16 protein-coding genes are annotated in these 14,210 nt (G+C 62.7%); 7 read left to right on the top strand and 9 right to left on the bottom strand.

The features are described 5' to 3' along the window. Positions 1–47: 47 nt before the first annotated feature. Genes BLX89_RS07775 through BLX89_RS07765 form a run of 3 tightly spaced genes read left to right on the top strand, consistent with a single transcriptional unit; the run spans position 48 to position 1,754 of the window. Positions 48–344, top strand: a complete 297-nt coding sequence (locus BLX89_RS07775; RefSeq protein WP_075290094.1) for a cupin domain-containing protein — start codon at positions 48–50, stop codon at positions 342–344. An 11-nt stretch (positions 345–355) separates the two neighbouring features. Further along, the gene (locus tag BLX89_RS07770; RefSeq protein ID WP_075290093.1) at positions 356–1,279 is read left to right on the top strand and encodes an MBL fold metallo-hydrolase; all 924 of its coding nucleotides are present in this window, start codon (positions 356–358) and stop codon (positions 1,277–1,279) included. A gap of 16 nt (positions 1,280–1,295) precedes the next feature. After that, positions 1,296–1,754, top strand: a complete 459-nt coding sequence (locus BLX89_RS07765; RefSeq protein ID WP_075290092.1) for a thiol-disulfide oxidoreductase DCC family protein — start codon at positions 1,296–1,298, stop codon at positions 1,752–1,754. On the opposite strand, the gene BLX89_RS07760 is transcribed toward BLX89_RS07765, so the two are convergent. Further along, positions 1,755–2,663, bottom strand: a complete 909-nt coding sequence (locus BLX89_RS07760; RefSeq protein ID WP_075290091.1) for a DUF1499 domain-containing protein — start codon at positions 2,661–2,663, stop codon at positions 1,755–1,757. Positions 2,664–2,861: 198 nt separating this feature from the next. Here BLX89_RS07760 and BLX89_RS07755 point away from each other — a divergent pair, with 198 nt between their 5' ends. From BLX89_RS07755 to BLX89_RS07740, 4 genes are all read left to right on the top strand, one after another. After that, a complete protein-coding gene (locus BLX89_RS07755) occupies positions 2,862–3,302 on the top strand; it encodes a hypothetical protein (RefSeq protein ID WP_075290090.1) in 441 nt (146 codons plus the stop codon). A 111-nt stretch (positions 3,303–3,413) separates the two neighbouring features. Continuing rightward, entirely contained in the window at positions 3,414–3,668 is a 255-nt protein-coding gene (locus BLX89_RS07750; RefSeq protein WP_075290089.1) for a hypothetical protein, read from the top strand. A gap of 103 nt (positions 3,669–3,771) precedes the next feature. Further along, positions 3,772–4,023: a type II toxin-antitoxin system Phd/YefM family antitoxin gene (locus BLX89_RS07745; protein WP_075290088.1), complete on the top strand. Its 252-nt coding sequence runs from the start codon at positions 3,772–3,774 to the stop codon at positions 4,021–4,023. Next, a complete protein-coding gene (locus tag BLX89_RS07740) occupies positions 4,020–4,436 on the top strand; it encodes a type II toxin-antitoxin system VapC family toxin (protein WP_075290087.1) in 417 nt (138 codons plus the stop codon). The genes BLX89_RS07745 and BLX89_RS07740 overlap by 4 nt, the downstream gene beginning before the upstream one ends. On the opposite strand, the gene ppdK is transcribed toward BLX89_RS07740, so the two are convergent. The 8 genes from ppdK to BLX89_RS07710 all read right to left on the bottom strand — a co-directional run bounded on the left by ppdK (position 4,437) and on the right by BLX89_RS07710 (position 14,183). Further along, on the bottom strand, positions 4,437–7,103 hold the full coding sequence (ppdK, locus tag BLX89_RS07735) for a pyruvate, phosphate dikinase (RefSeq protein ID WP_075290086.1): 2,667 nt from the start codon (positions 7,101–7,103) through the stop codon (positions 4,437–4,439). Between the two features lie 152 nt (positions 7,104–7,255). After that, the gene (locus BLX89_RS07730) at positions 7,256–7,450 is read right to left on the bottom strand and encodes a hypothetical protein (RefSeq protein WP_075290085.1); all 195 of its coding nucleotides are present in this window, start codon (positions 7,448–7,450) and stop codon (positions 7,256–7,258) included. Between the two features lie 17 nt (positions 7,451–7,467). Further along, positions 7,468–7,662: a hypothetical protein gene (locus BLX89_RS24185; protein WP_143523544.1), complete on the bottom strand. Its 195-nt coding sequence runs from the start codon at positions 7,660–7,662 to the stop codon at positions 7,468–7,470. A 271-nt stretch (positions 7,663–7,933) separates the two neighbouring features. Beyond that, positions 7,934–8,080 (bottom strand): hypothetical protein, encoded by a 147-nt coding sequence (locus tag BLX89_RS24775; RefSeq protein WP_198935130.1) that lies wholly within the window; start codon positions 8,078–8,080, stop codon positions 7,934–7,936. Positions 8,081–8,148: 68 nt separating this feature from the next. After that, a complete protein-coding gene (smc, locus tag BLX89_RS07725; protein WP_075290084.1) occupies positions 8,149–11,613 on the bottom strand; it encodes a chromosome segregation protein SMC in 3,465 nt (1,154 codons plus the stop codon). Between the two features lie 199 nt (positions 11,614–11,812). Beyond that, positions 11,813–12,181 (bottom strand): endonuclease domain-containing protein, encoded by a 369-nt coding sequence (locus BLX89_RS07720; RefSeq protein ID WP_075290083.1) that lies wholly within the window; start codon positions 12,179–12,181, stop codon positions 11,813–11,815. A gap of 266 nt (positions 12,182–12,447) precedes the next feature. Then, on the bottom strand, positions 12,448–13,314 hold the full coding sequence (locus BLX89_RS07715) for a DsbA family protein (protein ID WP_075290082.1): 867 nt from the start codon (positions 13,312–13,314) through the stop codon (positions 12,448–12,450). 362 nt (positions 13,315–13,676) lie between these two features. Further along, entirely contained in the window at positions 13,677–14,183 is a 507-nt protein-coding gene (locus tag BLX89_RS07710) for a DUF721 domain-containing protein (protein ID WP_075290081.1), read from the bottom strand. Positions 14,184–14,210: the final 27 nt, after the last annotated feature.

The following is a 14,210-nucleotide window of genomic DNA, read 5'->3' as shown; positions in this document are numbered from 1 at the left end:
TTTCGGCCCGGGTTAAACCCTTTACGGTCCCGCGACTGGAGATCACGATGACTGCATTTCGCGCCCGCCCGCCTGCCATTCCCACCATCCTTCTCGACGATGCCGTGGTCCGCATCACCCGCTGGGATTTCGAGCCCGGCGCCGATACCGGCCATCATGTGCACGGGCTCGGCTATGTCGTGGTGCCGATGACGGACTGCCGCTTCCTCCTGGAAGAGCCGACGGGCGAGCGGCGCGTGGATATTGCGAAGGGCGAGGCTTACCGCCGCGAGGCCGGCGTGGAGCACAATGTCGTCAATGCCGGGACGGAGCCCATGTCCTTTATCGAGATCGAATACAAGTGAGGCGACGGCGCATGGATGGTCCCGCCTTCAACCTGGATTTCAAGCCCGCCTACGGAGAGGCCGTCACGGTGGCCGATGGCATCGAGCGCATCACCGTCAACAATCCGAGCCCGTTTACCTTCCACGGCACGAATTCCTACATCGTCGGGAAACGGTCCGTCTGCGTGATCGATCCCGGACCGGAGGACGAGGCGCACTTCCAGGCCTTGATGACGGCGCTCGCGGGCCGCGAGGTGACGCACATTGCCGTCAGCCACACCCACCGGGATCATTCCCCGCTCGCCCGGCGGCTGAAGGCCGAGACCGGCGCATTCATCGTCGCGGAGGGACCGCACCGGGCCGCCCGGCCCCTGCATGAAGGCGAGACCAACCCCTTTGCCGAAAGCTCCGACATGGACCTCCGGCCGGATATATCGCTTGCCGACGGCGATCTCGTGGAAGGCGACGGCTGGAGGCTGCGGGCTTTGGCAACGCCCGGGCACACGGCCAATCACATGGCTTTTTCGCTGGAAGACACCGGCACCGTGTTTTCCGCCGATCATGTCATGGCCTGGGCAACCAGCATCGTTGCGCCGCCGGATGGGGCGATGAGCGACTACATGGCCTCGCTGGACAAACTGCTGGCGCGCGACGACCGGCTCTATCTGCCCGGCCACGGCGGCGCGCTTGGCGAACCTGCCGCCTTCCTGCGGGGCTTGCGCGCCCATCGGCGCATGCGTGAACGCGCCGTTCTGGAACGCATCCGGGCGGGAGACCGCTTCATTGCCGACATGGTGAAGATCATCTATGCCAGCACCGATCCCCGCCTGCACGGGGCGGCCGCGCTGTCCGTCCTTGCCCATATCGAAGACCTTGTGGAGCGCGGCCAGGTGGAAACCGACGGGCCGCCCTCGCTTGCGGGCGACTACAGGCTCGCAGCCGGCGGCGCCTCATGAAGAAAGGCTACGGCGCTTGAAACCCGATCGACCGGCCTACAGCTACCGCGACGATCCGCTCGTGCCGGCTTTTGACGATACGGCGCCGATCATCGTCTTCGACGGCACCTGCGTTTTCTGCTCCGCCTGGGCGCATTTCGTTCTGCGCCACGATCGCGCCCTCGCCTTCAAGCTGCTGACCGCACAATCGGCGCTCGGAACGGCGCTTTATCGGCACTACGGCCTCGACGATCGCGATTACGAAACCAATCTGGTGATCGAGGATGGCCGGGTTTGGACCAAGTCAGCGGCGGCCTTTCGCGTGCTTTCAAGGCTTGGCCTTCCCTGGTCGCTGGCCGGCGCGTTGCGGATTGTTCCCCGGCCCCTGCTCGATGCCGCCTACGCCATCGTGGCGCGCAACCGATACCGCATCGCCGGCCAGCGCGCGACCTGCATGGTGCCGACGGCGGAACAGAAGAGCCGGTTCATCGGCTGATCAATCGCCGGCGATGCCGAGCAGTTCGGCGTCAAGCGCATGCAGGAAGCGATCGGCAAAATCTGCCGCAAGGCCGAGTTCATGGGGACCGTAGCGTGAGGCCACGCGGATATCGACGAAGGTGGTTTCCGCCTCCTCGCGCAACCGCACGAGAACATCGAAGCGGAAACCGGAAACCGGCGTTCGCCATTCGCCCTGCAGCAAGATGTCCGAAGCACGCATGCCGGCGGGCCTCAGGCCGATCATCGCATTCGGCCGCGCCATTGGAATGGGCACCGTCGCGGGCTCGCTGTCGGGCGGCGTATTGGCTTCGGGCTTGACGACGAGATCCTCGAGATCGGCTTCGGCGTTTTCCTCGCCCTCGGTGGCAACGATGCGGATGCCGAGATCGGTCGCGACCGTCTTCACGCCTGTAAAGACGCGGTCCAACGCTCCGTCATACCGCCGTCCGGTCAAGCCGGGATAGGCCTCGATCTGGGCTTCCCGATCCTGTGGCATGACCGCCGCCGCGCGGCGAAGCCAGCCCTGATCCGCCTTTGGGGGCTCTATCCAGTCCGGCGCGGTTACCGTATCCGTGCTGATGTCGTAGATCGCCGGCCTCTGGAAATAGCGCTCGGCACCGAGACCGACGGCGGCGAGCGGCACGGCTGAATAGACCAGCGCCGAGACAGAGGCGACGCCGCCGACCGCCGCAACTTGCCAGAGGCGCACGAAGCCGATGACGGCGAGCACCACCGCAAGCAGCGCCAAACCGGCCGCAAAGGCAACGATTGCCAGGAGATGGGGGGTCACAAGCGGGCCGAACCGGTGGGCGAGCATGGCCACGAGAAACAGGCCGCAGGAAAACCGGGCAATCCGCCGCGCCCAAAGGGCCGCGTAGGATATCGGGCGTTCATACTTGATCATCATGCGTCTGCCGGTCCCTTCAGATGGCCGGCGCGAACACCGCCAAGCTCACCCTGTTTAGATCATCAGGGCGAAGGCTGTGAAGCGGTTTCGCACGGATGCACGCCGGGCAGACCAGCCGGAAATGCTTTATTAACCATGCCGCAAATTCGCCATGCTCGCTCTTCAATTTTGCGCTCAAGGCCCCGAAGGAGAAAAAACATGCTCCCATCCCAAACAGCATCTGGTGACGTCAGCGTCCAGCAAGGCCCGCAGAGCGCAACGCAGCCGCACGCCTCGTCATGGAACAGCCAGCCGCGCGAAGCCGCCAACGACAGTGGCTTCACCATGGAACTGCTGGAACTCGAACTCTCGGTGGACGGCTTTTCCGAAGGCCGCGAAGGCTTTACTGCCTATGTCACGGAGGCCGCATCGGCGCTCGGTGGCAGCTTTCTCTTCGAATTGCCGGCCTCTGGCCTGGTTGCGAATTGCGAACGCATCGCCGTTCTTCGTATCCCGCGCGACGATGCCGGCGAGGCTATGACGATCTTTGCCTGCTTGGAGACCGGCGGCACGACGATCCGGATGGAAAATCCGAGCGAGGAAACGGCGGATCTCAAGAATTTCGCGGATGCCTTCGTGGACGTGCTGCGTCGCATTTGACGCCCGGCTTGAAATATCCCTGCCTTGACGATAGCCTCAAACATGACCTGTTCGCTCAACTAATTCTCTCCATGTGGGCGTGACAGGCAATCGGTTGTCAAAGGGTATCCCATGCGTCCGCGTACCGTCGTCGTGCTCACACTCGTTGCAGGTGTTCTTTCCGCTTGCCAGACAACGACGCCGGAGGAACGGCGCGCGGCCGATGAGGCAAGATGCGCCTCCTACGGATTTCGCCGGGGCACGGATGGCTTCGCAAACTGCCTGCAGAAGATCGATCTCGACCGCAGCGCCGAACGCCGGGCGTTTCGCTATGGCTATGACGGCGGCCCGTGGGGCTGGGACAAACCGGTGGTGGTCTACCGCTGATGTGACGGCGATACTCCAGAAATCGAACGATTCCTCCAAAATTGCTTCTTGCTGCGGATCGCTGTAAACTAAGCTAGCTCAGCTAGCCGGGAGCATCGTCATAATGCGTAAAGTTGGAGCCTTCGAGGCAAAGAATACCTTCGGAACACTTCTCGAACTCGTTGAAAGCGGTGAAGAAATTGTCATCACGCGCCATGGCAAGCCCGTCGCGCGGATGATCCGGGAAGCTGGCTCGAAAGATGCCGGTGTCGCGAAGGCGGCCGCAGAAGGTATTCGGGAGCTTGCAAAAAGCATCCGGCCGGAAGGTTTCGACTGGCTTGAATGGAAAGGGTTTCGTGATGAGGGTCGGAGATGAGCGTCGTACTCGACTGCTCTGCCACCCTTGCCTTTCTTTTGGACGATGAACTGACGCCTGCCGCATCTTCGCTGCTTGATAAAATCGTTCGAGATGGCGCTGTCGTTCCATCCCTTTGGTATCTGGAGGTCGCCAATAGCCTCAGTGTGGCGGTACGCAGAAAACGCATTCCCGCCTCCGCGCGTTCTGACTTTCTCCGTCATCTCGGCGGGCTTGGCATTGATGTCGATGACGAGACGCATGTTCATGCGTGGGGTGCGACGCTTAAGCTTGCAGATATTCACAATCTTTCGATTTACGATGCGTCCTACCTTGAGCTTGCGCAGCGGCGGCGCCTACCCCTGGCGACGCTCGATACTGCTCTCGCAGTTGCCGCGAAAGCCTCCGGTGTCATCCTTCATTCAGAATCGTAACTACCCCTTCCCGTTGATCGCCGCCTGCGCTGCAGCAAGCCGTGCGATCGGCACGCGGAATGGGGAGCAGGAGACGTAATCCAGGCCCGTCTCCTCGCAGAAGCGGATGGAGGCCGGGTCGCCGCCGTGTTCGCCGCAGATGCCGAGCTTCAGGCCGTTCTTGGTGCGCCGGCCCCGTTCGGCAGCGATCTGGATCAGCTCGCCGACGCCATCGAAATCGAGCGACACGAACGGATCCTTCTCGACGATACCCTTCTGGATATAGGTGTTGAGAAACTGGGCCGCGTCGTCGCGCGAAATGCCGAAGGTGGTCTGTGTCAGATCGTTGGTGCCGAAGGAGAAGAAGTCGGCGGATTCGGCGATCACATGCGCGCGCAGCGCCGAGCGCGGAAGTTCGATCATCGTGCCTACGAGATATTCGATCTCGATGCCGGCCTCGCCGATCACCTCCCTGGCCACCGCATCGATGCGCGCCTTGACGTAGTCGAGTTCGGATTTCAGGCCGACGAGCGGGACCATGATCTCCGGCACGACGGCGGCCCCTGTCTCCCGGGCAGCCTCCACCGCCGCCTCGAAGATGGCGCGGGCCTGCATCTCGGCGATCTCCGGATAGGAAATCGCGAGACGGCAGCCGCGATGGCCGAGCATCGGGTTGAACTCGTGCAGGGCATCGACGCGCTGTCGAAGCTCCGAAGGCTTCATGCCGAGACGCGTGGCGACGTCGTCGATCTCCGCATCGGTCTTGGGCAGGAATTCGTGCAGCGGCGGATCGAGCATGCGGATCGTCACCGGAAGGCCATGCATGATCGAAAACAGCTCGGCGAAATCCGAACGCTGCATCGGCAGGAGCTTGGCCAGCGCCACGCGACGGCCCGCCTCGTCTGCGGCAAGGATCATCTCGCGCATGACATTGATGCGTTCGCCCTCGAAGAACATATGCTCCGTTCGGCAAAGGCCAATGCCTTCCGCACCGAAAGAGCGGGCGGCGCGGGCGTCCGTCGGGGTCTCCGCATTGGTGCGCACGGTCATGCGCCGGTTCTGGTCCGCCCAGGCCATGATCTTGCCGAAGTCGCCGGAAAGCTCCGGTTGCAGCATGGCGATGATGCCCTTCAGAACCTGGCCTGAGGAGCCGTCGATGGTGATCACATCTCCCTTCTTCAGCGTGATCCCCGCCGCCACCAGAAGTTCGTTCCTGACATCGACGCGCAGGTTGCCGGCGCCGGAAACACAGGGGATGCCCATGCCACGGGCGACAACCGCCGCGTGGCTCGTCATGCCGCCCCGGGTGGTGAGAATGCCTTCGGCCGCGTGCATGCCGTGTATGTCTTCGGGGCTCGTCTCGACACGCACGAGGATGACCTTGCGGCCTTCCTTCTCGGCTGTGACGGCCTCCTCCGAGGTGAAGACGATCTCGCCACTTGCCGCCCCCGGCGAGGCCGGCAGGCCGGAGCCGATAATGTCACGGCGGGCGCGCGGATCGATGGTCGGATGCAGCAACTGATCGAGCGAGGCTGGATCGATGCGGCTCACGGCGTCCTGCGGCGTGATCATGCCGCTTTCCGCCATATCCACTGCGATGCGCAGCGCGGCCTTGGCGGTGCGTTTGCCGGAGCGCGTCTGAAGCATCCAGAGCTTGCCGCGCTCGATGGTGAATTCAAGATCCTGCATGTCTCGGTAGTGGGTTTCCAGCCGGTTGCAGATGGCCCGGAACTCCTCGAAGGCCTCCGGCATCAGCTTTTCCAGCGATGGCCTGTCGGAGCCGGAATCGATGCGTGCGGCCTCGGTGATATTCTGCGGCGTGCGGATGCCAGCAACGACATCCTCTCCCTGCGCATTGACGAGGAACTCGCCGTAAAGCGCATTTTCACCCGTCGAGGGATTGCGGGTGAAGGCAACACCGGTGGCGGACGCATTGCCGAGATTGCCGAAGACCATGGCCTGGATATTGACGGCCGTGCCCCATTCCGCCGGGATGTTGTGAAGATGACGATAGGTGATGGCGCGGGCATTCATCCAGCTCGAAAACACTGCCCCGATCGCCCCCCAGAGCTGCACCTGCGGATCCTGGGGGAAAGTCTCGCCCAGTTCCTCCTCGATCGCGGCCTTGTAGAGCGCGATCACATGCTGCCATTCGACGGCCGAAAGCTCCGTGTCGTTCTCGTGGCCGAGCCGGCCCTTCTCGTCTTCAAGAATGTCCTCGAAGACCTCATGATCCAGCCCCATGACGACATCACCGTACATCTGGATAAAGCGGCGATAGCTGTCCCAGGCGAAGCGGGCATCGCCCGCGTCATGGCCCAGCGCCTCGACGGTGATGTCATTGAGGCCGAGATTGAGGACCGTATCCATCATGCCCGGCATGGAGGCGCGGGCGCCGGAGCGAACGGAAACGAGCAGCGGGCGCCTCACATCCCCAAAGACGCGGCCCGTTGCCTTTTCCATGAAGGCGATACCCCGACGCACATCCTGCTTCACCGCGTCGGAAATGGTGCGGCCATTGTCATAAAACTGCGAACAGGCATCGGTAACGATGGTGAAACCGGGCGGCACGGGCAGGCCGAGATTGCACATTTCAGCAAGGTTGGCGCCCTTGCCTCCCAGATGGTCCCGATCAGCGGCACTGCCTTCGGCGGTTCCGTCGCCGAAGGTGTAAACCCACTTCCTCATCACAATTTCCCCCACTTGCGTCGCAAGAGACTACAGCATGTGCATCCCGTTGAAAATGTGGCGCGAACGATAACTTGTTGCGGCGCAGCAAAAGGTCGCGATTCTGGATCGGCGTCATGCCGCAACGGGGCTCAATTGCAAACAGAATAGCCTCACGAGAGGGTTTCTGAACGAGGTCGTGTTTTTGCGAGGACGGTCATGCCTAGAGCGATCTCCTCCGGTTCGACATCGCCGAGGATAGCCGACTGCGCGACGAAGCCGAGCAGCAGCGAAAGAAGGGTTTTGGCAAGATGCTGACCGGCACTGTTACCGGCGCACGACCTTGACGCGACGAGGCGGCTTGCCATGCCCAGATCGGACGGCTTTACAGCGAGGCGCGCTGCAGCTTGCGGGCGCTTTCCTCGTGGCGGCGATCCCAATCGAGTGTCGAACGTGTCCAGTAGGAAATGCAGAGGCCGGCAACAATGACCATCGGCACCTGCCGCTTGTCTTCGACCCATTTCAATCGCCGGGCGGATTTCACATAAAGCGCGCCACCGAACGGTAAAGGTAATCTCATTGATGCTCCACACGCCGCCGGTGCCGCGACGGCTAAAGTCCTGGGCCATATATCGGCCAAGGCGCCCGTTTGAAAATCGACTGCAATAGCCCCTCAAATATAAGTGCAGACTAACATCGACCGCAGCGCGATAAAATCCCCAAACGAGGGCACTGCAGCACATTTCTTTAGACAGTGTTAATTTTCCAACGGCCCAAAATCACAACGTGGCCACATAAAAATAGCCCGTCTTTCGGGCGAAAGACGGGATATCAGACACTTCAGAGGAAGATCAGTTCTCTTCGATCGACAGCCCGTTCTGATCGACCTGGATCTCAACGCCATCCGGCTTCTTTTCTTCCTGATAGGCGTAATAGGAAAAGCCGGCGACCACAACAACGAGGGCACCGATGATCATGTAGAGGGCATTCTTGTTCAAAGGGAATTTCCTTGTGAAATTGACGGGTTACCGGGAGGTAACGGCCAGATCACGAAATAGTTCCCGCTTCAGCTTGCCTCGCGCAGCTGTTCGGCGGTCTGCAGGTCGACCGATACCAGCTGGGAAACGCCCTGCTCCGCCATGGTGACGCCGAAGAGGCGGTTCATGCGGGCCATGGTGATGGGATTGTGGGTGATGATGACGAAGCGGGTCTCGGTCGAGGCCGCCATCTCGTCCATCAGGTTGCAGTAGCGCTCGACATTGTGGTCGTCGAGCGGGGCATCCACCTCGTCCAGCACGCAGATCGGCGCTGGATTGGTGAGGAAGACGGCGAAGATCAGCGCCATCGCCGTCAGCGCCTGCTCGCCGCCCGAGAGCAGCGTCATCGTCTGCGGCTTCTTGCCCGGCGGTCGCGCGAGGATTTCGAGGCCGGCATCCAGCGGGTCTTCACTTTCGATCAGCTGCAATTCCGCCGTGCCGCCGCCGAAGAGATGGGTGAACAGCCGCTGGAACTGGGCGTTGACCACATCGAAGGCGGCCAGCAGCCGTTCGCGGCCTTCGCGGTTCAGGCTCTGGATCGCCGAGCGCAGCTTGCGGATGGCGTCGATGACGTCCTCGCGCTCCTTCAACATGGCTTCGAGCCTGTCGGAAAGCTCCTTCTGCTCTTCCTCGGCGCGCAGGTTGACAGCCCCCAGGCGCTCGCGCTCAATCTTCAGCCGCTCAAGCTCTCGCTCGATAGCGCGGATATCCGGCAACGCGGCATCGGCGGCAAGGCCGGTGAGCCGCATCACCTTATGCGGGGCGCAGGACAGCGCCTCGCGGATACGGGCTTCGATTTCGATGCGCTTTTCGCGGTTAGACACCAGTCTCTCTTCGGCGCGGCCACGTTTCTCGCGGTTTTCGGCCAGCTCCGAAAGAGCTGTCGCGGCGCGCTGATCGGCTTCACGCTGACCGGTTTCTGCCAGTGCCAGTTCGTCTGCTGCCTCGCGTCGCAAAGCTTCGGCCTTGCTGAGTTCGTTCATCAGCGCGCGGCGCTTGTCGTCGAAGGCATCCGGCGCGTCGTTCAGCTCTTCGGCTTCCTCGCGCGCTTCAGCCTCGCGGTCGCGCAAGGTCTCGATATGCTCTTGCGCGCTCCTGGCGCGATCGGCCCAGGTCTGCCTCTCGCTTGAAATTGCCGAAAGGCGGCGCTGGCGAGCTTCCGTTTCACGGGCAAGGCCATCATGGATGGCGCGGGCTTCGACCACGGCGGCTCGGTCGAGCGTCACGGCCGCCGTCTGATGGGAGACGCGCTGTTCGAGATCGCTGACATCAGCCAGTTCCTCCAGCGCCTCCCTGCCCTCTTCCATCTGGGCGGCAAGCTCTTCGTTCTGCAGTTCCAGCTGGCTTTTGGCCTCGGCCAGCACCGCACGGCGACGCACGAGATCGCCCGACGCGCGCTCGGCGGCGGCCAGAGCCTCGCGGGCTTCGGCCAGCTTGCGGGCGACAAGGCGCTGCTCGTCACGGGAATGGCGTAGGCGCTCGTCCTCGGCGCGGATACGGGCCGCCGCTGCAGCAAGATCGGCTTCACGCGCATCGAGCAGGTCGCGGGCGCTTTCCGCCTCCTCGTCCAGTTCCTCCAGCCGATTTTTCTGGGCAAGCCTCAGGGCTGCGGCACTCGGGGCATCGGCACCGGTGACATGACCATCCCAGCGCCAGACGGCGCCATCTCGGGTGACGAGCCGCTGGCCGGGCTTCAGTTCCTTCTGCAGGATTTCGGCGCTTTCGGCATCGGCTGCGATCCCGATCTGGCGCAGGCTGCGGGCGAGTTCCGCCGGCGCTTTCACATGGGCCGAAAGTGGCTGGACGCCGCCCGGCAAGGCAGGATCGAGACGCGCATCGCCCGGCATGCGCCAATGGGCGGGGGCCGCGGGATCGAGCGGTGAATCGAGATCGTCGCCGAGGGCGGCGCCGAGCGCCGTTTCGAAGCCGCGATCGACGATCATCTCGTCGACAACCGGCGGCGCGCTGCCCTGCTGGCGCGAGGCTTCGAGCATGCGGCGGATGGTACGGGCTTCCGTCTCGATGCCGTTCAGCGCCGCACGCGCCATATCGACCGGCGGGCGGGCAGCGACCTCTGCGCTACGCGCTTCGGAAAGCGCCATCTCGATCTCGGCGATGGTGACTTCTGCGGCTTCCAGAGCGATCTCGGCGGCCTCGACCTCCTCGCGCTTCTGCTCCGGGTCCGGCAAGGCGGACATCTGGCTGTCGAGCGCATCGAGATCGCGGGCCTGATCGGCGAGCTGGCGGGTCAGGCGCATCTGCCGGTCGGAGAGATCGCGGATGGTCTTTTCAAGCTGGTTGCGGGTCGCCATGGCTTCAGCGCGCTCGGCCGTCAGGATGCCGAGCGCCCTTTCGCTCTCGGCCAGCCGATCCGCGGCATCGGCGAGACGTTCACGGGCCTCTTCGGCCCGTTCGCCGGCTTCGCCGAGGATGTCGCGGATGTCAGTCTCTTCGGCATCGAGGCGAGCGAGGATGCCGGCATTGTCGGCAACCAGCCGCTCTTCGCGGAGGATGTCTTCGGCGAGTTGCGCAAGACGGCGCTGCAGTTCATCGCGGCGACGCAGGATGCGGCCGGCATCTTCCTCCAGCTGAGACTTTGCGATCTGCAGGCGCTGCAGGGCGGCGGCTACGCGGGCTTCGGCCTCGCGCAGCTCCGGCAGCTTCAGGCTGGCGATGGCCTGGTTCTTGGCCGCCTCCATCTGGGCCTGCGCTTTTTCGGCAACCAGAGAGGTGATCTGGTTCAGCTGGCTGTCGGCCTCGGCTTCGGCCTCCTTGGCCTGCACCCAGCGGATATGCAAGAGCATCGCCTCATGCCGGCGGATATCGGCGGAGAGCATCTTGAAGCGGTTGGCCTGTCGCGACTGGCGTTTCAGGCTCTCGATCTGGCTTTCAAGCTGCGAGGTGACGTCATCGAGACGCTCGAGGTTGGTTTCGGCGCCGCGCATGCGCAGTTCCGCCTCGTGGCGGCGGGAATGCAGACCGGAAATGCCGGCGGCTTCTTCCAGCAGCTGGCGACGGGCCTGCGGTTTTGCCGCGATCAGTTCGCCAATACGGCCCTGCCCCACCATGGAAGGCGAGCGCGCACCCGTCGAGGCATCGGCGAACAGCAACTGCACATCCTTGGCGCGGGCTTCCTTGCCGTTGATGCGATAGACGGAGCCGTTTTCGCGCTCGATACGGCGGGTGACCTGGATTTCGTCGCTGTCGTTGAAAGCAGCGGGCGCGGTGCGATCGGAATTGTCGAGATAGAGGCCGACTTCGGCGGTATTGCGCGCCGGGCGGTTGCCGGAGCCGGAGAAGATCACGTCGTCCATGCCCGACGCGCGCATGTTCTTGTAGGAGTTTTCCCCCATCACCCAGCGCAGCGCTTCGACAAGATTGGACTTGCCGCAACCATTCGGCCCGACAACGCCGGTGAGACCGCGCTCGATGACAAATTCGGACGGTTCGACGAAGGACTTGAAGCCGAGCAGACGGAGTTTGGTGAATTTCATGGAGTGGGCTCCGTTGATGGGACGGAGTATGCGGAGCGCTTACCCCCCTCTGTCAGCCCTGCTGACATCTCCCCCTCAAGGGGGGAGATCGGGAGGATGCCGCGCCTTCTCGGCTTGGGCGAAGAGTGGGAAAAGAATGATCTCCCCCCTTGAGGGGGAGATGTCACGAAGTGACAGAGGGGGGTATCTGACCTCGGTCTCATTTCCTCGCCATCTCCACCACCCGAACGATGTGCGAGCAGACGCCATCCATATCGGTCAACACATCACCGTTCCAGAAACGAAGCACCGTCCAGCCCAGCGACGTCAATATCTGATCGCGAGATGCGTCATGTCGTATCTGCTTGTCATCCCCATGACCAGAGCCATCGACTTCCACAATGATGCGATGTTCGGGGCAGGCAAAATCGGCGATGTATCCGGAGATCGGCAACTGTCGGCGGAACCCGAGCCCCATGAGACGATGCGCGCGAAGCTCGTTCCAAAGTTTCAGCTCCGCATCGGTCATAACCTTGCGCATGCTGCGAGCATTCTTGCGGGTGGCGGGGCGAACGTCAGCGTGAGGCATAAGAGCCTCCCAAGAATCTTACCAGTTTGCGGCTGTCATACCCCCCTCTGTCACTTCGTGACATCTCCCCCTCAAGGGGGGAGATCGGGAGGATGCCGCACCTTCTCGGCTTGGGCGAAGTATGGGAAAAGAATGATCTCCCCACTTGAGGGGGAGATGTCGGCGCAGCCGACAGAGGGGGGTATGGCAGCCGCAGAAAAGAACGGTCAAACAAAAAAGCGGGCGCACTTCTGCGCCCGCTGATCCCTGCAAAAAGCGGTGGAACCTTACAGCATCGAGTCGATGAGGCCCGACATGATGTCAACCGACATTTCTCCGGAGTATTTCTTGCCGTTGATGAAGAAGGTCGGGGTGGCGGCAACGCCGAAATCCTTGGCGCCCTTCTGCATCACGGCATTCACATCATCCAGAAGCTTCTGGTTCGTCAAGCAGGCCTCGAAGCTCTCCTGTGTAAAACCGGCGAGTTTCGACATCTGCAAGAGCGCGTCGCGGCCATTCTGGGCGGCGGCCCACTGTTCCTGCTGCTTGAAGAGCATGGACACCATCGGGAAATACTGGCCTTCGGGCGCGCAGCGCGCCAGCATGAAGGCGGCTGCCGCGCGCGGATCGAACGGGAATTCGCGGACGATGAAGCGAACCTGACCACCGTCGACATACTTCGCCTTGATGGTATCGAAGGTATCATTGTGGAAGCGGGCGCAATGGGGGCAGGTCATCGACATGTATTCGACGATCGTCACCTTGGCGTCGTCCTTGCCGATCGCCATTTCCGGCAGCGCTCCGGGCGCCATCAGCTTGGCGACGTCGATCTCGCCTTCCGGCTGTGGCAGTTCGACCTTGGCGGCGGGAGCAGCCGCCTGGGCAACCTGCGTCTCGGCGGCGGCCGGGGTCTGGTTGGCAGCTGCCGTCATCGGCGTGGCGGCCATGGTGTTTGCCGCCATGGTCGACGAGGTCATCATGTTGTCGGCCGGCTTCATCTCGGTCTTGGTTGCCGTATCGGTGGTCTCGGCCGGCTTTGCGGTTTCGGCGGCTTCCTTCTTTTCGTCGCTGCAGGCAGCGAGTGTCAGGGCGATCGCGGCAACGGCGACGCCGCTCAGGAGGCGCTTGAAAGGGCTCATTTCGGAAAGCAACATGGAACACCTGATGTGAGAATAGAGTGACATTGCGATAACGCGCCTTGATGACAGCCACAAGGGGCCGCGGCTCACCAAGGTTCAAACAATTGTGACCGGCTCAAGGCCTATCTCAGCAAAAGGCGATAAGACTGGAGAAGCAAGCTGTAAGGCTGTTGGAATGAGCGGGGATCGCATTTAACCGAAACCGGACGTGCCGCTCATCCGGCCTGTCGGCCACCTTCTCCCCGTTCGCGGGGAGAAGGGATATGCCGCACCTTCCCGCGAGGCTTTAACGACCGCCAAAGTCGGCGGGTTTCGCCTTCTCCCCGCCTGCGGGGAGAAGGTGCCCGAAGGGCGGATGAGGGGCTTAAAACACCCAGTCACCGCCGGCGTGGCGAAAGCACCGCCGTTCCGAGCCGCCTCAGGGCCTGTTTCAGAGCATCGTCCTCAATGCCTTCCACCATATCCTCAAGCTGGCGCGCCTTCTCGCCGGTCAAGGGCCGGGGCTTGCCGCGATGTTTTGGCGCCACCGAAACCGGCTTCTGGACGATGCGCAGCTGGTTGACGGCGGGGAAGCCAAAAAAGCCGTTGATGCGCTGGATCAGCTGCCCTTGAGCATGGGTAAGGAACAGCGCCCGCGCGCCTTCGCAGGCAACGACCAGCGTGCCCGGCTGATGGCCGCTGCCATCGACGATCTCGGAGGCGCGGCGCGGCCAGGCGATCTTTTCCGGCCGGGTGCAATCGGCAAAGTCCTCGCCGGCGATCTCGTCCCAGGAGCCGAGCAGAAGGGTGCTGATCCCGGCGCGCTTGGCGAGCACCGGGTCGATCAGGCGGTTTGCGACTTCGCTGATCTGGCGCGCGCCCGTCGGGCGCCATGCTTCTTTCACCGGAAAAATCCTTGTCCGAATAGGCCT

Source organism: Pararhizobium arenae (assembly GCF_001931685.1).
Lineage (GTDB): Bacteria > Pseudomonadota > Alphaproteobacteria > Rhizobiales > Rhizobiaceae > Pararhizobium > Pararhizobium arenae.
Note: the sequence above shows the minus strand (reverse complement) of the source record. Positions and strands in the feature narration are given on the sequence as shown.